15 protein-coding genes and 1 pseudogene are annotated in these 22,949 nt (G+C 37.6%); 5 read left to right on the top strand and 11 right to left on the bottom strand.

Annotated elements, in window-relative coordinates:
• Positions 1-35 precede the first annotated feature (35 nt).
• Positions 36-1,058 (top strand): hypothetical protein, encoded by a 1,023-nt coding sequence (locus tag QM524_RS17305; protein ID WP_283345536.1) that lies wholly within the window; start codon positions 36-38, stop codon positions 1,056-1,058.
• Between the two features lie 279 nt (positions 1,059-1,337).
• On the opposite strand, the gene QM524_RS17300 is transcribed toward QM524_RS17305, so the two are convergent.
• Complete coding sequence (locus tag QM524_RS17300) at positions 1,338-1,712, bottom strand: DUF423 domain-containing protein (protein ID WP_095161306.1); 375 nt, start codon at positions 1,710-1,712, stop codon at positions 1,338-1,340.
• A 609-nt stretch (positions 1,713-2,321) separates the two neighbouring features.
• Here QM524_RS17300 and QM524_RS17295 point away from each other — a divergent pair.
• Positions 2,322-3,041 (top strand): LytR/AlgR family response regulator transcription factor, encoded by a 720-nt coding sequence (locus tag QM524_RS17295; protein WP_095161305.1) that lies wholly within the window; start codon positions 2,322-2,324, stop codon positions 3,039-3,041.
• Between the two features lie 55 nt (positions 3,042-3,096).
• Here the strand turns inward: QM524_RS17295 and accC are convergent, their stop codons facing one another.
• The 7 genes and pseudogenes from accC to QM524_RS26035 all read right to left on the bottom strand — a co-directional run.
• Entirely contained in the window at positions 3,097-4,440 is a 1,344-nt protein-coding gene (gene accC, locus QM524_RS17290; protein ID WP_095161304.1) for an acetyl-CoA carboxylase biotin carboxylase subunit, read from the bottom strand.
• 137 nt (positions 4,441-4,577) lie between these two features.
• Positions 4,578-5,045 carry an acetyl-CoA carboxylase biotin carboxyl carrier protein gene (gene accB / locus QM524_RS17285; RefSeq protein ID WP_166549955.1) on the bottom strand — a complete coding sequence of 156 codons (468 nt, stop codon included), beginning with the start codon at positions 5,043-5,045 and terminating at the stop codon, positions 4,578-4,580.
• Between the two features lie 224 nt (positions 5,046-5,269).
• Complete coding sequence (gene efp / locus QM524_RS17280) at positions 5,270-5,833, bottom strand: elongation factor P (protein ID WP_095161302.1); 564 nt, start codon at positions 5,831-5,833, stop codon at positions 5,270-5,272.
• Between the two features lie 194 nt (positions 5,834-6,027).
• A complete protein-coding gene (locus QM524_RS17275) occupies positions 6,028-7,017 on the bottom strand; it encodes a beta-ketoacyl-ACP synthase III (RefSeq protein ID WP_095161301.1) in 990 nt (329 codons plus the stop codon).
• An 84-nt stretch (positions 7,018-7,101) separates the two neighbouring features.
• The gene (plsX, locus tag QM524_RS17270) at positions 7,102-8,043 is read right to left on the bottom strand and encodes a phosphate acyltransferase PlsX (RefSeq protein ID WP_095161300.1); all 942 of its coding nucleotides are present in this window, start codon (positions 8,041-8,043) and stop codon (positions 7,102-7,104) included.
• Between the two features lie 164 nt (positions 8,044-8,207).
• Entirely contained in the window at positions 8,208-8,402 is a 195-nt protein-coding gene (gene rpmF, locus QM524_RS17265; RefSeq protein WP_095161299.1) for a 50S ribosomal protein L32, read from the bottom strand.
• A gap of 267 nt (positions 8,403-8,669) precedes the next feature.
• Positions 8,670-8,957, bottom strand: a pseudogene (locus QM524_RS26035) (YceD family protein); the annotation flags it as partial.
• A gap of 469 nt (positions 8,958-9,426) precedes the next feature.
• Here QM524_RS26035 and QM524_RS17255 point away from each other — a divergent pair.
• Complete coding sequence (locus QM524_RS17255; protein ID WP_283345534.1) at positions 9,427-10,080, top strand: phosphatase PAP2 family protein; 654 nt, start codon at positions 9,427-9,429, stop codon at positions 10,078-10,080.
• Positions 10,081-10,319: 239 nt separating this feature from the next.
• Positions 10,320-12,647, top strand: a complete 2,328-nt coding sequence (locus QM524_RS17250) for a penicillin-binding protein 1A (protein ID WP_283345533.1) — start codon at positions 10,320-10,322, stop codon at positions 12,645-12,647.
• A 37-nt stretch (positions 12,648-12,684) separates the two neighbouring features.
• On the opposite strand, the gene QM524_RS17245 is transcribed toward QM524_RS17250, so the two are convergent.
• The 3 genes from QM524_RS17245 to QM524_RS17235 form a co-directional block, all read right to left on the bottom strand.
• Positions 12,685-16,233, bottom strand: a complete 3,549-nt coding sequence (locus QM524_RS17245) for an FG-GAP-like repeat-containing protein (RefSeq protein ID WP_283345532.1) — start codon at positions 16,231-16,233, stop codon at positions 12,685-12,687.
• Positions 16,234-16,318: 85 nt separating this feature from the next.
• Positions 16,319-18,064 (bottom strand): RagB/SusD family nutrient uptake outer membrane protein, encoded by a 1,746-nt coding sequence (locus QM524_RS17240; RefSeq protein WP_283345531.1) that lies wholly within the window; start codon positions 18,062-18,064, stop codon positions 16,319-16,321.
• Between the two features lie 53 nt (positions 18,065-18,117).
• Positions 18,118-21,360: a SusC/RagA family TonB-linked outer membrane protein gene (locus QM524_RS17235; protein WP_283345530.1), complete on the bottom strand. Its 3,243-nt coding sequence runs from the start codon at positions 21,358-21,360 to the stop codon at positions 18,118-18,120.
• Positions 21,361-21,808: 448 nt separating this feature from the next.
• Here QM524_RS17235 and QM524_RS17230 point away from each other — a divergent pair, with 448 nt between their 5' ends.
• The gene (locus QM524_RS17230) at positions 21,809-22,825 is read left to right on the top strand and encodes a GntR family transcriptional regulator (protein WP_095161293.1); all 1,017 of its coding nucleotides are present in this window, start codon (positions 21,809-21,811) and stop codon (positions 22,823-22,825) included.
• Positions 22,826-22,949 lie beyond the last annotated feature (124 nt).

Here is a 22,949-nt window from a genome sequence, read left to right as displayed (position 1 = left end):
GAAAAAGAAGATGTTTACAGCCTAAATCTTGCAATATGGCTCTTATTTCAAAAAAGAAACTTCCATTCAAAATCAATCTTCAGCTCAGAAAATATTTGATTAAATATGGGCGTGAGATAACTATGCCTTTACAATACGCTGACTTACTGAGGTTTGAAAGTTCCATAAACCTTTATGATAAGTTTGGGAATGACACACTCTGGCAAACAGTCTTTTATCCACATAGTGACATAGATTTTGTGTATGAAGGGTTAAAAAAAATCTATGCCGATTTACGAACCGATGGTGACGAAAAGGTAATTAAACACCTCAACGTAGATAGAATTGATTTGTGTACCTATGGTAACACACAGCCATTTCGCATTCGAATTGTCAACAAGATGAACGATAACTTCGACTATTTCTATGTCAAGCGTGCAGATTCCTCGCGAGTATATGGCATGGAACTAGAACACCTTCTTTCTCCTAATAGAATGAGTTATCTGACATTCGAGGATACAGTCGTAGAAGAACATATCATTGGTATTCCTGGAGATTTATTCTTTAAGCAACTACCTAGTTATGAAGAAGTAAATTACCGTCGATTGGCCAAAGAGTTTGTGAAGTTTAATGAACGATGTTTTGTAAAGCTATTGGGCGATATGCATTCATCAAATTTTATTATTGATATTACCCCCGATTTTGAAGAAGTATTTTATCGTATTCGAGCCATCGATTTTGACCAACAAAGCTACGAAGGCAAACGTTCGGTATATATGCCTCAGTATTTCAAGCAAAACTATCCTTTAGTCGAAATTGGAATGAAATATATGACTTCGGAATCTGTTCAGCAATACCAAATTGAAGAAAGATCGCTCATTGCAGGAAGATTGAGGGTAGAGCAACAGAGGATGTACGAGCTGATGTCAGTAATGGCGAGAGATGAAATTGCTTCTGTAGATAATACCGAATCACTCAAGAAAGAACTAGCGAGATGGTATCAATCAGACAGATTTCTCAAATGTAAAACCATGGGCGAAATCGTTTGGGCAAGCCTAGAGCAAGTCCTGATTCATTAACAATTGAGTGAGTTGAGATTGAGTGAATGAGTGCTTATTTTAATAGTTTCAGCATTCTTATATCAAACATGAGTCATTCCAAATTTTAAGATTGGGACTATCCTACAAGTTTTCGTCAAAAAAGTGGTCGGAAAATATTTTTTGACCGCTTTTAGATGCTACCATGCTAGATTTTGCTTGGCTTAAGATGCAATCATTGCGTCACTACCGATGTAATAAAAATTTAACATAATCACTCATTTACTCAATCTCAACTCACTAAATTAAGAATAAATATACTTACTTGCTTTTAGTAATTCCCAAGGCTAGCAACACCCAGCCTACCATTAGGCATGTACCTCCGATTGGGGCAACCGCTCCCCACATAGTGACTCCTGTAGCACAAATCATGTACAAGGCTCCCGCAAAAATAATTGTCCCTACCAATAATGCATTGCCTGCATATCTTACAAAAGCATGCTTGAATGTTCCAGACAATATTCCTACAGCCAACAACCCCAATGCCCCATACATTTGGTAGCGAGCAGCCGTTTCGAAGGTTTCTGTTCTACCAATCGCCTCTAGGCTTGCTTTAAACGCGTGTGCTCCAAATGCACCAAGTGCAACAGATAGGGCAGCTAAGATAGCCCCAACTTGTAAAAAAAACTTATTCATATCTTCATGATTTATTGTCCAAAATTACCATCTATAATTAACACCTCTGCACATTCGTGGGATATTTGTGCAGTTCATAAATAATAAGGCCTCAATTGATACAATAGTTCATCAATTCATAGGATAATTTGTGTGTTGGTGAGCTACAGGCATATGTCGATATTCAACTTCAATATTAAAATGTAATTTTGTAATGCAATTACATCCTTACTCAATACCCTTAAATATCTGACCGCCTAAGAAATCATAAAATGAGACAAATTAGCTTAAGTAGTTTATAAACATTGTGATTCGTTTAAGTACTCGACATTAAGATTATCATTAATACCGTAATTCGTCTAAGTTAAAGAATTTTTAATTCTTACTTTTTGAAAATTATACAATTCCCAAGATGTGCTCAAAACTTGAGTATGTCTTGGGAATTTTGTTAAATTCCCTTCTTCTATATTTCATTTTCTAACAAAAATCCCGTAAGTTGCGATGTAGAAAACCATTCTCATGAATTGTTTTTCCAACTTTTCGTCAATTTTAGCCAAACCTTTCCTAATTGCATTCTAGAAGTCGCCGTACATTCTAGCCAATTTAACAACAGAATAATTCACCTAATTCATGACAGTTTATCGATGTGTCATTTTAGAAGACGATGACATCGCTCAAAAAATTTTAGAAACCAACATCAAGAGGTTACCGCATCTTGAAATCGTTCAAGTTTTTAGTAATCCCATTGAAGCCATTCCTTTGTTGCATCAAGGAAAGGTAGATATTCTATTTTCTGATGTTGAAATGCCCGAAATTTCTGGATTAGATCTCATTAAAACGCTTGAAGCTCCTCCTCAGATTATTCTTACTACGAGTCATTCCGATTATTCTATGGAGGCTTTTGATGTAGGAGTAACAGATTATCTACTCAAACCCTTTAGTTTTGAGCGATTCCTAAAAGCTGTTAATAGAGCCATTGACAATATCAATATCAAGAATAAAGCTTCTCAAAAACCTGTTGTTCAGGAAGAACAAATTATTTTCTTAAAAGCAGGCAGAGAATCCTTAAAGTTCTTTGTAAATGACATTCAGTATATCGAAGCATTAGGCGCTTATACTCGAATTTTTAGTAAAGAGAAGCCTGTGCTAATCAGTGAGTCGATTTCCGACTTACAAATTAAATTACAACCGCTCAACTTTATTAGGGTACATAAATCATATATAGTGCCTCGTTTCAAAGTAACAGGAATATCATCTCGACACGTAATTTTGGATAAATTGAAAATCCCATTGGGGGTATCATATCGAGAAACTATAGAAAAGCTTTTCGAAGAAAAATCTAATTTATAAAAAAAGGGTTCTGCATACACAGAACCCTTTTTTATGGCTAATTGAATCCAATCAATTACAAGCTTTTCAAATCAAAACCTTCCATAAAGGCTGTTGTGAATTGACCAGACTTGAATCGTTCATCATCCATTAATTTGATATGGAAAGGAATCGTAGTTTTGATACCATCGATTACAAACTCTTGCAAAGCACGTTTCATACGCAACAATACCTCTTCACGGCTCTGACCCGAAACAATTACTTTCGCAATCATAGAGTCATAGTTTGGTGGAATTGTATAACCAGCATACACATGGCTATCGATACGTACTCCGTGGCCTCCTGGTAAGTGAAGATTTGTGATTTTACCTGGCGAAGGACGGAATCCATTCGCGGGGTCCTCAGCATTGATACGACATTCTAAAGCATACAATTTTGGCGTATAGTTTTGTCCTGAAATAGGTACACCAGCTGCTACTTTAATTTGTTCTTTAATCAAGTCGAAATCTGTAACTTCTTCAGTGATTGGGTGCTCTACTTGGATACGAGTATTCATTTCCATGAAATAGAAATCACCATGCTTATCCACTAGGAATTCAATTGTACCAGCACCTTCATATTTGATAGCAGAAGCCCCTTTAATTGCAGCCTCACCCATTTTCTCACGAAGTTCTGGAGTAAGTGCAGGCGAAGGAGTTTCTTCACAAAGTTTTTGGTGACGACGTTGAATAGAACAATCACGCTCAGAAAGGTGACATACTTTTCCGTATTGATCTCCTACAACTTGTATTTCGATGTGACGAGGTTCTTCCACATATTTTTCCATGTAGATACCATCGTTTCCAAAAGCGTTGGCTGCTTCCATTTTGGCATCATTCCAAAGCTTTTCGAACTCATCTTCATGACGGATAATACGCATACCACGACCACCACCACCAGCTGTAGCTTTGATAATAACAGGATAAACGATGTCTTTCGCAATACGCTTAGCATCTTCTACTGTATCAATCAAGCCTTCCGAACCTGGAATTACAGGAACACCAGCAATTTTCATGGTAGCTTTCGCAGTAGCTTTGTCACCCATCAAATTGATTTGTTCTGCAGTAGCACCAATAAATTTGATACCATATTCAGAACAAATACGAGAGAACTCAGCATTTTCTGACAAGAAACCATATCCTGGGTGAATAGCATCAGCGCCAGTAACTTCGGCTGCTGAAATAATCGCAGGGATATTCAAATACGACTGACGGCTTGGCGGTGGGCCAATACACACAGCTTCGTCAGCAAATTTTACGTGAAGGCTTTCACGGTCAGCAGTAGAATAAATCGCTACCGTTTTGATGCCCATCTCCTTACATGTTCTAATGATGCGGAGGGCAATTTCACCTCTGTTGGCGATAAGTATTTTCTTAAACATTCTTTAGCTTTAGTTATAAACTCAACTAAACATCTTTATCGATGTGTTATTGCAACAACAACTCACTAATCGATAAGAGAGTTTTTGACTTATTGAAAAATAAAACCAAATAGATGGGGTAATTCAATATGGTTGGCTTATTGTTCAACTACGAAAAGCGGTTGGTCAAACTCAACAGGTGTTGCGTTTTCTACCAATACTTCAACGATACGACCAGATACTTCTGATTCGATTTCGTTAAACAATTTCATAGCTTCGATGATACAAACTGGCTTACCTTTTGTCACTTCTGAACCAATTTCAACGAATGATGGAGAGTCTGGGCTAGAAGAACGGTAGAATGTACCAATCATTGGAGACTTGATAGTCACACGGTTAGAAGCTGCTACTGGAGCCGCTGCAGGAGCTGCTGGAGCCGCCGCCGCAGGAGCTGCAACTGGAGCTGCCGCTACTACTGGTGCTGGAGTTGCTACCACTTGTTGCACCACTGGCGCTTGACCATAACGCTTTACTGAAAGTTTCAACTCAGAAGTTTCGATGTTTACCTCATCAAGAGTTGATTGAGCAATAAAATCTAATAGCTTTTGGATTTCTTTATTTTCCATTGGAGGTTGGTGTTACAATGTCTAATTGATAAATTTTACGTATAAGGGAATTTCAGATAAGTAATTGTTTTCAAGAATACATCTCACAAAAAATTAAGGCCGAAAAAGGACAGTGTCCTATAAATTCAGGACTAAAGATACAGTAAATATAAGTATTTTTAGTTGAGCCAGTAAAATCTTGAGGAGTAAAACTTTATTGAAAATCAATTACTTATCGAAGGATATTATTTTACTCTTTCTACATATTCATATGTACGAGTATCTACCTTGATTTTCTCATCGTTCTGAATGAATAATGGTACAGTGATCGTAGCACCAGTTTCAACAGTGGCAGGTTTTTTAGGAGAGTTGGCTGTGTCACCTTTGATACCCGGTTCGGTATAAGTAACAACAAGCTCTACAAATAGAGGCATTTCGCAAGAAATAGGTTGCTCTGTTTCTGCGTTGATCAAGATTTCAACCAACTGACCTTCTTTCATAAGGTCTGCTGCTTCTACCATCTCTTTGTTTAAGGTAACTTGTTCGAAGTTTTCGTTATCCATGAAAGTATAACCAAATTCTTCTTCATACAAGTATTGGAAAGAACGACGCTCTACACGTACAGGGAAAATTGCTACCCCTGAGTTGAATGTGTTATCGATTACCTTTCCTGAAGTCAATGATTTCAATTTTGTTCTTACAAAAGCAGGGCCTTTGCCTGGCTTTACGTGTAAAAACTCAACAACTGAAAAAAGATCGTTGTTAAATTTGATTACTAGTCCGTTTCTGATGTCTGCAGTAGTTGCCATTTTTTCAATTATTTAGAAAACAAGAAATAGCATAAGCAATTTTGCTTTCTGAACACTAAATAGTTACAAATTTGATAATTACAAAAATTTGAATGTGCAAAATTACAAAAATGTTCTCTGAACTTAGCACAAAAAAAAACAGTAAACTACCCAGTTTAGTGAAATTTAGCTAGGAAGTTTACTGTTTTGATACTTTAGTACGCCCATTTGAGGTAAACACTCCCCCAAGTAAAGCCTCCACCAAATGCAGCAAGAATAAGATTATCACCTTTTTTGAGCTGACTTTCATAGTCCCACAAACACAAAGGAATGGTAGCGGCAGTGGTATTTCCGTACTTATGAATATTGAGCATTACTTTTTCAGGACCAACACCCATTCGGTTGGCTGTAGCATCAATAATTCTTTTATTGGCCTGATGTGGTACCAAAAAGGCTACATCATCACCAGAAAGATTATTACGCTCCATAATTTCGGCTGAAACATCTGCCATACGAGTTACGGCAAACTTAAATACAGCTTGACCTTCCTGATGGATATGATGCCATTTATTATCAATGGTTTCGTGCGTTGGAGGATATGCACTACCTCCACCCTTCTGAATCAAGTGGCTAGCACCTGACCCATCAGATTTTAAGATAAAATCTTGAAGGCCTAAACCGTCTGAACTAGGCTCAAGCATTACAGCACCTGCACCGTCACCGAACAATACGCAAGTAGAACGGTCTGTGTAGTCAACAATAGCTGACATTTTATCGGCGCCTACAACAATCACCTTCTTATAACGACCTGATTCAATAAACATTGCACCAGTTACCAAGGCATTCAAAAAGCCTGAGCAAGCAGCTGCGATGTCGTAGGAAGCATTGAATGAAATACCTACTTTATCACAAATCAAGTTGGCTGTTGATGGGAAAAAATGATCAGGGGTTACTGTAGCGCAAATCAACAAATCTACCTCTTCAGGTTTCGTATTGGTTTTTTCCAATAGTTTCCTTACAGCTTCAGCTCCCATGACCGAAGTACCTTGACCTTCTCCGCGCAAGATGCGGCGTTCTTTAATACCTGTACGGGAAATTATCCATTCATCAGTGGTATCAACAATTTTTGCTAAGTCGGCGTTAGTTAAAACTTCCTCTGGCACATACCCCTGAACGCCTGTAATTGCTGCAATGATCTTTGTCATGTTCAATAATATAAATAGTGCCCTGCGAACTAGCGTCATGTGAAGTGCCTTCAAGCACAACACGGTAGTTGGCAGGAACACTCACTATGCACTAAGTGCTTCTTTGATCTTTTCTGTAACTTTAGATTCTACAATTTTAGTAGAAAGATGAATCATATTTTTGATAGCTTTGGCCGATGAAGCTCCATGAGCGATGATAACATTGCCATTTACTCCAACGATTGGACTACCTCCTACTGCTTCATAATTTGTTTTGTCAAGGAAACTTGTTTCAACTCCTTGATCTTTCATTATGCCGTACAATGATTCACCCATTTTCAAAAGAATATTTCCTGTAAAGCCATCTGTAACAATTACATCAGCTTTACCCTTGAAGAAATCTTTTCCTTCGATATTACCAATGAAGTTCATTTTAGCATTTTCCTTCATTAGTTTGTGAGCTTGTTGAGCAATGAGCGAGCCTTTTTCGGCTTCTTCGCCAATGTTCATCAAACCTACTTTAGGGTTTTCTTCTCCTGTGGTAGCTTGGTAATAAATAGAACCTAACAAGCCGAATTGCTCAAGCATTTCAGGTTTTACGTCAGCATTTGCACCAATATCTACCATTACGGCCATTTTGCCGTTGGTTTGAGGCGCAAAGCCAGCGATTGCTGGGCGCTGAACACCTTCAATTGCCTTTATCGAGAAAAGTGACCCAACCATCATCGCACCAGTATTACCTGCTGAGCCAAATGAATCGATTTCACCTGTCTTTAAAAGTTTAAACCCAACTCCGATGCTGGAATTGGGTTTAGCTTGTAAGGCTTTTACAGGATGCTCACCCATTTCAATTGTTTCGTTAGCCTCCACAATTTTAATGTTTGATCCCGTATAATTTTGTTTATCAAGAACTGTTTGAATTGCCTCTGTTTGACCAATCAATACGATTGTCACACCTTCGGGCAACTCATTAGCTGCTAATACTGCTCCTTCAACTATGGCTTGCGGGGCGAAGTCGCCGCCCATTGCATCAACTCCTATATTCATTGGTTATTTTTGTTTACGCAAAATTGGTAACTGCAAAAATAGCATTTTAAGAAGTTGAAAACAGTATTTTTTTGTGTTTTTTATATATTAAAAAACACACTTATTAGCTATACCCCTGATAATCAGAAACTTTAGCCTATTTAATACCTAAAATATTGTGTCAATTACGCTTGTGCAGCATAACCTTCTACTACCATTTTACCTTTGTAGTAAAGGTTACCTTCGAATACGTGTGCACGGTGACGCAAGTGAATTTCGCCAGTAGTTGGGTCTACAGTGATTGCTTTTGGAGTAGCAAAATCATGTGAACGTCTCTTATCTCTGCGAGTTGTCGAATGTCTTCGTTTAGGATGTGCCATTTTCTTATTTCCGTTATTTTGTTACGTTGTTACTTAACTTATGTATGAGAGCTTCTTGCTCTAAAATTAATTTTGATTATTTTTCAAATTCTTCAATATAGCCCAACGTGGGTCTATTGGCGCTTCTGAGTTGTCGTCTGAACTTTCTTCATCTTCTTCCTCTTCATATTCTTCTTCGTCCTCGTCATCATCGTCCCCACCTCCTGTGGTATAAACAAACTCTCCTTCTTCATCTTCCCAAAGCAAATCGTCGTCATCCAAATCTTCATCATCTTCATCTTCCTCGTCGTACCCTTCTACTTCTTCTTGAACAAATTTGGGGTGCAATCTCTTTATTGGAATTTCTAAAAAGATGAAGTCGAATATATCTTGCGCAACATTAATCTGTTGTACATGGCGATCAATTAACATCAGTTCATCTGTAACTTCTTCTGTTCTATCTGCAAACTTCAAAATCATTTTTTTTGTGATGCTGATAGGATAATCAAACTGTTCTAGGCTTCTATCACAGGTCAATTCTACGACTGCTTCAATTTCGTAAAGTAACTGAATCATCGTTTCTGATTTATCTAAAGTTACTTTTGCTTTGAAGTTTCCTTTACCGATTTCATCTTGCTCAAACTCAGCAAAAAACTGATTGTCGCCCTCAAACTCATGCACATACTGCTTGTTGTCGAGGCGAAAAATATCAATTTTATAATTTGCTAAATAATTCTTTTTCAAGGCTTTCAATCAAATAAAGGTCTGTCCAACAGACGCGGTTTGGATACTCTATGTCACCGTGCACGCAGTATTGTACGCATGCTTTTGAGCTAACCTAAAGCTAGGTTATCCCGAAAAGACTGCAAAATTAGAGACTTTTTTTGAAAATGACAACAATTCGAAGCAATACTTTTGAGAAAAAGATTTTTTATTAATTCTCAGGCAATGAACCACTTACTATACTGATAGGTTCAACCATATTTGGTCTACTATCAAAACAGGGGAGTTTGAAGGAGGCTCAATTTTTACGAACTTTGCAGTTATGAAAAATCTTTTGAAAAATAATCTCTCTTTTTTTGTTCCTTTTATACTAATGTGGCTTGTGTGCTTGGGATGGGTTTTACAAACGCCAAAGTTTGAACAAATGGTTTGGATTAACTCTCATCGCACTATTTGGTCAGATACTTTTTTCTGGTGCGCTACTCAGTTGGGGGAAGGATGGTTTTTTGTTACCATGATTTTGGTTTGGTTAGTATTCAAATACGAACAAGCATTTATAGGAGTTACAGCATTTGCAGTCAGTACACTCATTTCACAAGGTTTAAAATTTTCGTTTCAAACCTTACGACCAAGTGAGTTTTTTAAAGATGTATCATACCCATGGAAATACGTGAGTGGCGTTGAGCTTCATGGATTCAATAGTTTTCCATCAGGTCATACGACCAGCGCATTTTGTATTTTTACGCTTTGGGTATTTTTTGCCAAAAAGCCGATGATCAATCCTATATTTCTTACCTTGGCAATCACAGCAGCCTATTCTAGACCTTATCTTTTTCAGCACTTTCCTGAGGACTTATTAGGAGGTTCTATCGTCGGAATAATCAGTGCTATTTTAGCTATTAAAATCTATCAAAGGTATTTTGAAACTAAATACCCTCAATTGAGTCAAAAAGGTTTATTGGTAAATAGACATTGATATTTACGAAAGATATCTTTCTAGTAATTATCCATTTACTCAATAATTATGACAGATTCGAATACTTTTCTGCCAAATCAAGCGTATATGTATTAAATTTTTAAATTTGTAAAAGCGAATTTCCCTAATTGCTGATTTTAGATAGTAGATTTCGGAAGTTAAGAGTCAACTTTCAGAAATACTTCCCTATTTAAACATTTCCAACTCATATAAACGACTCAAGTCATAATTATTAACCCATGATAAAACTCCAACCCGGTAAATACCAACGTACCATTCAAAGCCTCTGGAAATGGTCTATTCGTGGTTTTATTGCACTTGTTTTATACGTTCTAGCTGTTAACTATAACTTCTTCTGGTTGTTTGGAGGAATGCCTAGTCTCCAAGAACTCGAAAACCCTAAAAGCCAATTAGCCTCCGTTTTGATTTCAGAAGATGGCGTTGAGCTTACCAAATATTTCAGAGAAAACCGTAGTCCAGTAGAATTTGAAGAGCTTTCGCCCAATATCATCAATGCTTTGATGGCAACAGAAGATGCTCGTTTTGCTAAGCACTCTGGTATAGATTTGCGAAGTACATTCCGTGTTGTGACCAGCTTTGGTACGGCAGGTGGTGGTAGTACCATTACACAGCAATTAGCCAAAAACCTTTTCAATACTCGTAGCGCAGAATCGGCTGAAGAGGGCATGGAATATAAAGGTCTATTGATGCGTATTCCTAAAATAAGTACTGTAATTGCCAAAACGAAAGAATGGATTTTAGCCATCCGTTTGGAAAGTAGATATACCAAACAAGAAATCATGAAAATGTACCTCAACGAGGTGGAGTTTGGTAATAATGCTTATGGAATCAGAGTAGCTTGTAAGACCTATTTTAGTAAAGAAGTAGGCAATGTAAGTGTCAATGAAGCGGCTACCTTGATTGGTATGTTACAAAACCCTAATCTTTACGACCCAAGAAGACGCCCAGAAAAATGTTTGATTCGTAGAAATACTGTTTTGGCACAAATGGTGAAGTATGGGTATCTACCAGAAGCTGAAGCCCAAGACCTTCAAAACCAAGCAATATTATTGAAATTCAAAGTTGAGAACCATAATACAGGTTTAGCTCCTTATTTTAGAGAAGCTATTAAAAAGCAGTTGGTTGCCATTATTGAAGATCTCAATCAAAGTCGTGGCGATGACGAACAATTAAATCTCTATACCAGTGGGCTCAAAATTCATTGTACGCTTGATTCACGTATGCAACAGTATTTTGAGGAATCTATTCGTGAACACATGATGGCTCAACAAAAGAAGTTTTATGAGCATTGGAAAGGTCGTAATCCATGGGTTGATGAACACATGCGTGAAATAAAGGGCTTTTTGAAAGATGCGATGAAACGTACCGACCGCTACAAACAACTGATGGAGGAAATGGAGGGAGATGAAGAAAAAGTATGGGAAGTTCTCAACAAACCTGTTCGCATGACAGTGTTTTCATGGCAAGGAGAAAAAGACACAACTCTTTCACCGATGGATTCATTGAATTATTACAAACGAATCTTGAATGCAGGAGCTATGGCAATGGATCCTAATAATGGTCACGTTAAAGCATGGGTAGGTGGTATTAATTTTAAGTACTTTAAGTATGATCATGTTCGTCAGAGTAAGCGCCAGCCAGGCTCTACCTTCAAACCTTTTGTATACGCCTCTGCTATCGAAAGTGACATTGTAACGCCATGTGATTATGTTGTGGACGAACCTGTTACCTTCGGACAGGAAGATGGTATCATGAAATCTTGGACACCACAAAACTCTGATGGTAAATACTCGTACCAAAGTATGTCTTTGCGTAGAGCAATGGCGCGTTCTATCAATACTGTTTCGGCAAAACTGATGAAACAACTAGGGCCTCAAAAAGTAGCAGAGTTTGCTCACCGAGTTGGTATTACAAGTCCTTTGAACGAAACACCAGCCTTATGTTTGGGTGCCAGCGAGGTCTCAATATTTGAGCAAGTAGATGCTTACTGCTCATTTGTGAATGAAGGCTATCGTATTGAGCCTCTTTTGATTCTAAGCATTGAAGATAAAAATGGGAACGAACTTCGCCGTTTTGAAACAACGACGAAACAAGTAATGAATAAAGAAACTGCCTATAAAATGGTACATATGCTTCAGGGTGCTGTTCAAGAGCCTGGAGGTACTGCTGAAGGGTTACGTCGTTATAGCTGTGCGCAGGGCAACGAGATTGGCGCTAAAACAGGTACTACATCTAACTATTCGGATGGATGGTTTATGGGCGTAACACAAAATTTAGTTGGCGGTGTATGGGTAGGTGGAGATGACCGTAGTATTCACTTTCGTAGTATTAGTTTAGGACAAGGTGCAAAAATGGCTATGCCTGCGTATGCTATGTTTATGGATAAAGTATATGCCGACCCTTCGCTTCGGATTGCAGGATATAAAAAAGGGCCATTTAACAAGCCTGATGGGGTAGATATTAACTGTTATGCTGCGCCAAGTGATTCAACGCAAGTGCAACCACCAACAGTAAAACCTAAAGATGAAGATGGTTTTTTGAATTAAAATAGAAAAGGGGCTTACGCCCCTTTTCTATTTTAATCTAGTTTAACATTCGTTTCTGACCCTTTTCATTCATTGCTTGTGCTTTTATGACATCACTTCCTACCATGAGTTTATGAGCCGATTGTGACAAGAATGATGAGCCATAAGGAATTTCTACTTTTCGAGTTTTACCATTTTTAAGACTCAATAATGCACTATTTTCATTTGGTGCTAGTTTGAACATCTTGTATGGCTTTGTACTTTCAAAAAACTTCAATTTATCTCTATTTTGAGATGTAACAGTTAACAAACTTCCTTTTGCTGACTGAAGTTCTACTAGTGCTTTGGCATCTCCAGTTACACGATAACCGCTTTGATTAATTGGTAGTACTGTAAACCCTCCTTTACCATCGCCTTTTAGGATATTTCCCTGAGAGGCATCCATACGTCCAACCGTTAATTCTGTCGCATAATCATTTCCAGTCATTAGCACATCCAGATTACCATCTTGGTCAAAATCTTGTACCACCATCCCAAATACGGGAGCAAATTGTACTTGTATCGGCAACTCTTTTATCTTAAACTTACCATTTCCTTGGTTTTCGAGATAACTAGTTTTCATCCAATTGGCCTTTAGGATAATGGCATCTTTCAACTCTTCAGGTTTTAATACTTCATTGATGGTAGCTTTGGCATATTTCGCATACGAATCAAAACGTTGACGAGTTTGGATAAACTGCTTGGCTAAATCATCACGAGTATTAAATGGAAATTCCTTACGCACGCCATCCAAATCTTTGTAAAATACCGTCGGAATAGCATCATAATGTCCATCGTTATTAAAATCTTTTGCATAAACCGTAATAGGATTGGAATCAGAAGCACGATTCAAGGAGTTTAGCCCTAGGTTACCCGCCACATAATCCATATCGCCATCATTATCAAAATCACCTGCGCTAAGGCTATTCCACCAGCCTTTATAAGACTCTATTCCTGTTTCTTGTACCGAAGTGAGCCTACCGTTTTGGTTTTTCAAGAAAGTTATTGGCATAAACTCACCAGCCAACGCTAAATCCATCCAACCATCATTGTCATAATCAGTCCATAAGGCGTCACAAATCAGACCTATTTGATTTAGTTGAGGTGCCACTTGCGCCGTAACGTCAGTAAATTTCACCTGAGGTGCTTCATTACGGAGAATATAGCTATTAACGGGCTTTGGATATGCCCCTGGCTCTACCCTCCCCCCGATAAACAAATCCAAATCGCCATCTCGGTCATAATCTACAGCTTTGATACAAGAACCACTTTTTAGTAAAGCAGGAATAGCTTGATCGGCAGACTGAAAATGTCCTTTTCCGTCATTGATAAACAAATGGTCTTTATAGTTTTGGTCTCCCGCAGGGAACTCATAACTTCCACTTACTACGTACAAGTCTAAATCTCCATCTTTTTCTGCGTCAAAAAGTAATACTCCCATATCTTCTGAGAGTTTTTCTTTTCCTTCAAGTCCCGGCAAAAAGTCTTTTACTTCAAACTTACCTGTAGTATTTTGCAACAAAAACCGTCCTTTATACTGGCTTGCCCCACCTACAAAGATATCATCCAATCCATCGCCGTTTACATCTCCCACAGCTAGTGCTGGTCCAAATTGAGAAAACTTATGAGGCAATAATTTTTGTACGTTAAAATCAATAATATCCTGTTCTTGATGAATGTATCCAGTATTGATTACATCTGTTATATCTACTAACAATGGATTTACAGCCTTCTCTTTTTCATCGGGTAATACCTGAGCTTGGGCTTCGTCTACATACAAAGTTTTATTCGCTTTAACATTTTTAAAAACTTGTCCTTTACCATTTTGCCATATCACTCTTACCTCTTTTACCGTTTGAGTTTTGCCCAAACCAAAATGTGCTGTAGGGTCTACACTAGACAAATACCCACGATATGGTGTGTATTCGTATACTTGCTTTTGATCATTTGCGTACGAAATTTCGACCCATGCACCGTAGCCTTGAACATTATCCTTACCACCTTTAAGTTGTACTTTTAGGTAGTTGCTTTCATTTGGTTTTTGCTGAACCACGTTATTTCTAAAAACAGATGCCGAATCATTGATATTATTCACAATGTAATCCAAATCACCATCATTATCTAAGTCAGCATAGGCTGCTCCATTTGAGAAACTAGGCTCTGTAATACCCCATGACTCCGTCACCTCTTCAAACTTTAAATTACCTTTATTTTTATACGCAAAGTTTTTGATTTTAACAGAAGGAATCGAGTCCAACAACATCATTCGTGTCATAATACTCGACATAGACGCACGATAGGCAATGAAGTCTTGGTCGGTAACATCGCGAGGATATCCGTTGGTAATAATAATGTCTCGAAGACCATCATTATCAAAATCTGTAACCATCGGAGTCCAGCTCCAATCTGTTTCGGATACACCTGCCAAAAGACCAACCTCGCTAAATAATGGACGCTGAGAATAAGGATCTTTTCCCAAATTAACCTGAAGCGTATTTCGCGGATACTGATAACCATAACCATATTGCTCATTATTTTGATAAGTCACATAGTTATTGGCAGGCGTCATCATTTTTTTACGATAATTAGACTCTGGCATCATATCCAACGCAATAATGTCAACCAATCCATCATTGTTGATATCGCTCACATCATTTCCCATCGCAGAGTAAGAAGTATGTTTGAAATACAAACTTGCTTGATCGGTGAACGTACCATCATGATTATTGATATAGAGCAAATCATTGGTCAAATAGTCATTTGTTACATAAATATCCTTCCAGCCATCGCGATTAATATCAGTGATATTGAGTCCCAAACCGTATCCCTCAATCTGAATTCCTGCTTGTTTAGACACATCGGTATAAACTGGGTGTTTTTTTATAGGATCCCAATCATTTCTATAAAGTCTATCGGTTCTTTTCGAAGAACCATCTACAATTTTTTCGTGATACTTATTCGGGAAACGGGTATCATCCATTTCGTTGACAAGTACATAAAGGTCGAGGTCACCATCATTATCATAATCAAAGAAAGCAGCATTGGTAGTATGAGTTGTATCAGCAATACCATATTCCTGTGCCATCTCTTTAAAAATAGGTACATTATTTTTATCTACACCTTGGTTTACATAGAGTAAATTTGCTCGTTCTGAAGCTACTTTTTTAGCTGTAGCACATACATAAATATCTAATTTGTTATCATTATTAATATCTACAATAGCTACCCCCGAACACCATTTTTTTGCGCCATCTACACCTGCTTTTGCAGTAACATCGTCAAACTTAAAATCACCTTTATTCAAGTATAATTTATTGCTTACCATATTTCCAGTAAAATAGACATCAGGCAAACTATCGTTATTAAAATCACCCACTGCAACACCCCCACCATTGTTGATATATTCGAAAGTAAGAACATTCATCGTATCACTCTCTGTAATTCTATTTGAGAAGGTAATACCTGTGTCTTCTGCATTGAGTTGGGTAAACAATGCGCCATCATTAGTACACGAAACTTGCCAAACAACAGGGAGTAAACAGATACAAAGTCGTAATAGTTTTTTCATGATATTGAGAGTTAAATCTTATAAAAAAAGAGATGGCAATATATACCATCTCTTTTGTATTAAAGCAATTTACAATTGGTTAAAATTAATAACCAGGGTTTTGCTTCAAGATATCTTTACCTTGGATATCGATTTGAGTTTGAGGGATTGGAAGATACTCGTTTTTGTTAGCTGTAAATTTAGCTCCACCAAACATAGTAACTAAGAATTTAGATTCATACGCTAAGTATGTATTCAATTCTGTAGCAGCTTCACCCCAACGAACTAAGTCAAAGAATCTGTGACCTTCACCTGACAATTCAAGTTTACGTTCGAAACGAACAGCTTTACGAGCTACAGCTTTGTCAGTCCATGCTGTGTTATACAAGCTGATTACATAGTTAGCAGCAGGCTTACCAGCTTTTGTTACAAAACCAGAAGGATTTGCGGCACGAGCTCTTACTCTGTTAACATACTCACGTGCTTTTTCTAAACTACCTACTTCAACTTCTGCTTCAGCAGCCATTAATAATACGTCAGCGAAACGGATAATTGTGTAGTTCATTGTAGCATAACCGCGAGTCCATGAGCTACCATCTGTCAATGTGTTCTCTTGAGTTTTGTAGTAAACATATTTTTTAGGAGAGTATGGACCAGCATAAGGTTGAGAACGAATCCAATCTTTACCTGGGTGATCCTTCCAGTCTAAGTAAGGAATACCACGACGTCCGATTGAGTGGTCAATACGAGGATCTAGATTACCTTTATCTGGAGTAAATGCTGCATTTGATTCAATGCCATAGTCATTTACTAACTGATTACTTCCTGTATTATAAGAACCATCTATTAAAGGTAAACCATTAGCATCTGTACGGAATGAATTTGCCAAAGAGAAACTTGGTTGGAAGAAACCACAACAGTTACCAGGACCGTCAGCACCAGTGTTATAAGGATAGTTCAAATCGTCCCAAGCATTTGAGTTGTTTGTGTTACCAGTATTCATTGATGTTTGTACTGCAAAAACTGACTCTTCGTGGTTATCATTCTCAGCATTGAAAATGTCCGCATACTTAGCAACTAACGCATATTTTTTACCATTCGTTGTTTTACCGTTAGCAATCACTTGGTCAAAAATAGCCTTAGCCTCTGTGTATTTCTTCTCAAACAAATATGTTTTTCCTAAATACGCGGCAGCAGCCCATTTGTTAACACGACCTGCCTGATCAAGCGTTTCAGGAAGGTTATCCATACCTGCTTTGAAATCAGCTTCAATTTTATCCCAGAAATCAGGAGTATTTGCCACTTTTTCAATACCCGTACCATAATCTTTTGTTTCATCGATATACGGAACACTATTGAATATTTTTTTCAATTCAAAATAGAAGTGGCCTCTTAATACTTTTGCTTCTGCAATAATACGTTTTTTATCAGCATCTGAAAGGTCAGTAGAAGCTGTTGCTAAACGGATAGTCGAATTTGCACGGCTAATACCTTCATATTTTGCATTCCAGCTACCATTAATATCTCCGTCTGTAGCTGGTGCTTCATAACGTTGAATTGGGTTGATGGCTGTATAATCACCAGGGTCAGTACCTTTATTGGCATCACCACCCAAAATAGAACCATATACCCAGTTGTTTGGACCAGCGAAACGAGTATAGCCTTTGCCAGCTAACATTGCATAGGCTCCCAATAAAGAGCCTTCAACCCCAGCTTTAGTACTTAATTGTGCCTGTGCCAATGATCCCGTTGGTAACACTGTCAAGAAAGTATCTTCTTTACATGAGAATACCAAAGTAGTCAATGTCAAAGTAGCAACGATTGCTTTTTTTGCACTTGAATATCTTTTCATAAATGGATTTCGATTTAAAATTAGAATTACTTTTTGTTGGTATTCTTGAACGATTAGAATCCTAAGTTCAAACCAACGTTAAAGCTACGAGTCACAGGATAGTTACCAACATCGATACCGAAGTTTGTATCCACTGCACCACCCACACCAGGGTCAAGACCCTTGTATTTAGTGATTGTGAAAATGTTGTTAGCTGATACACTGATACGAGCTCTAGAAAGACCTAATTTTGTAAGAGCTGCTTTTGGCACATTGTAGCCTACAGATAGGTTCTGCATTCTCACATAAGAACCGTCTTCTACGTACCATGAGTTAGAAGCACCACTTGTTGACAAGTTAGATGCACTTTCCCAAATTGGAGCTAGAGCGCTGTTGCCTAATGCTGGAGTCCAAGAATCTTTCGCTCTTACGCCTTTACCAGAACCTTCAAATGTTCCGAAGAAGTCAGTAAACCACTTCGACATATTGAAGATTTTACCACCAAGTGAAGTGTAGATATAAGTAGAGAAATCGAAGTTTTTATATTGCAACCCAATATTAATACCACCTGTATAAGTAGGTACTGGACTACCAATGAATGTTCTATCATCTGGCGTGATTTTACCATCTCCATTGAGATCCTTGTATTTGAAACGACCTACACCAGCACCATCTTGAGCAGGAGAGCTTTTCACTTCGTCAGCACTTGCAAAATATCCAATCACTTCATATCCGAAGAATGATGAAATACTTTGACCTACAGCGTTACGAATTGGAGAAATACCACGGTATGCATTTCCTTCAAAATATTTTACATTGGGAGCTAATGACGTAATCTCGTTTTTCAAGAATGAGCTATTCCAAGTCAAATCGTATTTCAAGTCTTTAGTTAACTTACCTTTATTGATGATCTGGAAATCAATACCTGAGTTCATCATACTAGCAATGTTTACAGACGGAGGTGATGCTGAAGAACCAACTACCCCAGGAAGAGGAACTTGGAACAACAAGTCTTTCGTATCTTTTCTCCACCAGTCAAAAACTACTTCGAACTTACCATTCAACAGGGTTGCATCAAAACCAATGTTTGTTGTAACAGCAGTTTCCCATTTAGCATCTGGGTTACCAATACGAGAACGATAGAAACCAGCGTCAGCACCATTGTTAGTGCCTGAGATTGGGTAGTATGATGAACCTTTGTCCGAAGCATACAAAGAATACTGGTTATTTGGGTCTACGTTGTTTGAGTTACCCATTTGACCCCAACCACCACGGATTTTCAAGTCTGAGATAAATGGAATATCCTTCATGAAATCTTCGCTTGTTACACGCCATGCAGCTGAAAATGCAGGGAATACACCGATACGGCTATTAGCACCAAATCTTGATGAACCATCACGACGAACCAATGCAGTAACATAATATTTATCATTAAAGCTGTAGTCTACTTTACCAAATAGTGAGTAGAAGTTTACACCACTAAACAAGTTAGAGTTTACCTGAGGGTTTGAAACTACTGACAAGTTTACATAGTCCAAGTCCATAGAGAATGGGTTGATACCAGATCCTGAGATAGCTCTACCTTTTCCTGTATTCAATGCTTCGATACCACCAAAAATTGTTGCTGCATGTTTGTCAACTTTCAACTTATAACTTGCTGTATTTGTGAATACCCAAGAGAACGCATAACCTGAACCTTCGCTAAAAGTATTTGATGCCTCTGGTTCTGAATCACCTAAATATTTATAGTTATAATCTCTGTAAGCATAATTATTGTACTGACCACCGATACTTGAGCGTAATGTTAAATTATCGATAGGATCTACTTCCACATAAATATTACCAAATCCATTCGCGTTGAAATTGCCATCATTACCATTATTCAACAACAAACGTCTAACAGGGTTACGAGGGTTGTTAAAACCTGCAGCGATTGTTGAAGCAAAGTTTCCTAATTCATCATAAACTGGAATAACTGTTGGCATACGATAAGCAGAAAGAACTTCTGACTCAGAATCTGCGATACCTAAACCATTGTTTCCTCCAGCTTGTCCAACTACAGCACGATAAGTAAACTGTAAATTTTCACCTATTCTTACTCTTTTTGACAAGTCGAATTCAGTATTAGCACGGAACGAGTAACGCTTATAATTGTTTGATAACAAGATACCATCTTGATTTTGCATTGATAAGCCAATGTAATATCTAGATGTTTCTGTACCTCCACTAAAACCTAGGTTATGTCTTTGAATAGGAGCTGATCTAGTGATTGCTTGATACCAGTTTGTTCCAGCTACATTCGGTTTAATTAAGAATGTATTACCCGGATTAGCAGCATAAGCAGCTCTTATAGCATTGATATCTACTGTTCCACGGATACCTGATCCATAGCCAGTTGCATATAAGTAATCTGGTAGTGTCGCTTGAGCAGAAGTACCATATTGAGGGTGGTTATATTGTACTGCTGTACCATTAGCCGCCGCATTATTTCTGTAAGCTTGTTGAGTCCAATCAGCTTGCTCTTGAGGAGACAACATTTTAGGAGCTCCTGCCACGTTAGGATCTGTAAAACCGAACAAACCATCGTAGCTTACTTCCATTTTTCTAGCTTTTTTAGTGCCTTTCTTTGTAGTATATACGATTACACCGTTAGCTGCACGAGCACCATAGATAGAAGCTGCTGCCGCATCTTTCAATACAGTAGTAGTTTCAATATCACCTGGTGATAAAAAGTCTGTAGAACCTACAGGTACACCATCAACTACATACAAAGGTTCGTTACCACCCAATGCGCCAAAACCACGCACACGAATGATTGAACTTGTACCAGGTTGACCGTTTGTAATAACTGTTACCCCTGATACACGACCTTGCAATTGTTGCTCTACGTTACCTGATGGTACTGCCGTTAAGTCTTTTGCTTTTACTGTCGAAATCGCAGCGGTAGATTCTTTTTTGTTAGTCGTAGCATAACCTGTAACGATTACCTCTTCCAAAGCAGAAATATCTTCACTTAAAGTTACACTTATAGAAGATTGTCCACCTACGCTAACTTCTTTAGATTTATAGCCAATACCCGAGAATAAGAGTACATCACTTGAAGATTTTGAATTGATAGAAAAACTACCGTTAGCATCCGTAGTAGTACCCGTACGAGTACCTTTAATCATAATACTCACACCTGGGATACCTTGGTTGTCAACACCAACAACCTTTCCTGTTACTTTTTTGTCTTGAGCTACTGTTGAAACAGCATACAATAGCATTACACTCAAGACACAAACATGCTTGAAATAATTTAGTAATTTGTTTTTCATATAATTGGTTTTTTGGATAATAATGAACTGAAAACGATTAGTTACGATGTGCCTTTACTGTCTGGTGGTGACCTCCTTTCTTTAATTTGAAACTGTGGATTTTTTTTAGTTTTTTTTGAATTACTCCAAAAATTAGAAAAATACAATAACAGAATAGTGAAAATGCAGTGTCTTCATATAATAGTGTTAGAAAAATACAAGTTCTACCGTGTTCTGTACTGTTCTATGAAGTAAAATTCTATATAATATTTTTTTCATGCAAATATTTCTTCATTTTTTTATAAAAAACTTATTAGTTTTACCACACATAATTGCTTTATCGATTGTCACACTTATTCTACTTAAGTTAATCGCACCACCAAGCAAAATTTTCATATCAGCAATTTCCTGACTAACTTGGTCTATTATCCATTTTAGGCACTAGGACTGGAATCATTTATTATTAAAGATGGGCAAATATTTACAAATAGAGCCAAACGCTCAAAAACCCAAATACCAACAACTCATTGATGATATCATTGAAAAAATTCAGAATGGCACCCTACAACGTGGTGACCAACTGCCTACAATCAATGAAATCACTCAGTCACTGGGTGTTGCACGTATGACTATTATTAGAGCTTATGAAGAATTGAGAGAACGTGGTATTGTGGCGGCTCAACATGGAAAGGGATATTTTGTAGCGTCAACTGACGTGCAAACGACTATGCATGTGTTTGTGCTATTTGATGCGATGAATGCCTACAAAGAAACCTTGTTTCACTCGCTCAAAGAAGCACTAGGCGATCATGTGTCTATTAATTTATTTTTCCACTATCATGATATAAAAGTATTTGAGAATGTACTTGTTAACAATATAGGCAACTACAATTTTTATATCGTCATGCCGCACTTCAATGAGGATGTATCGCATATTGTAGGACAAATACCAAAGGATAAACTATTGGTTTTAGATATTGACATAGACGAATTTGACAATGACTACGCAGTATTGTATCAAAATTTTGAAGAAAATATCTACTCTGGTTTACAGGAAGCGCTACCACTTCTTAAGAAATACAAAGCAATTACACTCTTTCTCAGTAAAAACCAATTTCAATATACTCCTAACGGTATTACCAAAGGATTTAAAAGATTTACCAACGATTTTGGCATCGACTCCCGCATTATAGATAACCTCGAAGTCGATTGTATTGAGGCAGGACAGGCTTATATTCTTTTTCTCGAAAGTGATATCATACGCTTTATGAATCATGTCAATAAAAAAGGTCTAAAACTAGGAGAAGATGTTGGTCTATTAACTTATGACGATACGCCTATCAAACAAATTTTGGGAGAAGATGGTATAACAACTATCTCAAATGACTTCCAAAAAATGGGGAAACTTGCAGGAAGAATGGTTCGCAATAGACAAAAAGGAAAAGTCGCAAGCCCATGCTCACTTATTGTTCGTGGTAGTTTATAGATATCGAAGTCATCTTGACTTTTGGTAGAATTGCTTAAAAATAAAAAAGGTTGCTGATATTTGTTTTGCGAACCATACCAAGCAACCTTTTATGTACTACGTACTCAGCAAAGATATAATAGAA

This window comes from Flectobacillus roseus (genome assembly GCF_030056595.1).
Lineage (GTDB): Bacteria > Bacteroidota > Bacteroidia > Cytophagales > Spirosomataceae > Flectobacillus > Flectobacillus roseus.
This window is presented reverse-complemented; position numbering and strand designations above follow the sequence as displayed.

Coding starts and splice junctions, on each gene's coding strand:
- accB (WP_166549955.1), bottom strand. CDS start 5,045: ATGGAAAATAAAGAAATCCAAAAGCTATTAGATTTTATTGCTCAATCA.
- efp (WP_095161302.1), bottom strand. CDS start 5,833: ATGGCAACTACTGCAGACATCAGAAACGGACTAGTAATCAAATTTAAC.
- QM524_RS17300 (WP_095161306.1), bottom strand. CDS start 1,712: ATGAATAAGTTTTTTTTACAAGTTGGGGCTATCTTAGCTGCCCTATCT.
- QM524_RS17230 (WP_095161293.1), top strand. CDS start 21,809: ATGGGCAAATATTTACAAATAGAGCCAAACGCTCAAAAACCCAAATAC.
- QM524_RS17250 (WP_283345533.1), top strand. CDS start 10,320: ATGATAAAACTCCAACCCGGTAAATACCAACGTACCATTCAAAGCCTC.
- QM524_RS17245 (WP_283345532.1), bottom strand. CDS start 16,233: ATGAAAAAACTATTACGACTTTGTATCTGTTTACTCCCTGTTGTTTGG.
- QM524_RS17240 (WP_283345531.1), bottom strand. CDS start 18,064: ATGAAAAGATATTCAAGTGCAAAAAAAGCAATCGTTGCTACTTTGACA.
- QM524_RS17255 (WP_283345534.1), top strand. CDS start 9,427: ATGAAAAATCTTTTGAAAAATAATCTCTCTTTTTTTGTTCCTTTTATA.
- accC (WP_095161304.1), bottom strand. CDS start 4,440: ATGTTTAAGAAAATACTTATCGCCAACAGAGGTGAAATTGCCCTCCGC.
- plsX (WP_095161300.1), bottom strand. CDS start 8,043: ATGAATATAGGAGTTGATGCAATGGGCGGCGACTTCGCCCCGCAAGCC.
- QM524_RS17235 (WP_283345530.1), bottom strand. CDS start 21,360: ATGAAAAACAAATTACTAAATTATTTCAAGCATGTTTGTGTCTTGAGT.
- QM524_RS17305 (WP_283345536.1), top strand. CDS start 36: ATGGCTCTTATTTCAAAAAAGAAACTTCCATTCAAAATCAATCTTCAG.
- QM524_RS17295 (WP_095161305.1), top strand. CDS start 2,322: ATGACAGTTTATCGATGTGTCATTTTAGAAGACGATGACATCGCTCAA.
- rpmF (WP_095161299.1), bottom strand. CDS start 8,402: ATGGCACATCCTAAACGAAGACATTCGACAACTCGCAGAGATAAGAGA.
- QM524_RS17275 (WP_095161301.1), bottom strand. CDS start 7,017: ATGACAAAGATCATTGCAGCAATTACAGGCGTTCAGGGGTATGTGCCA.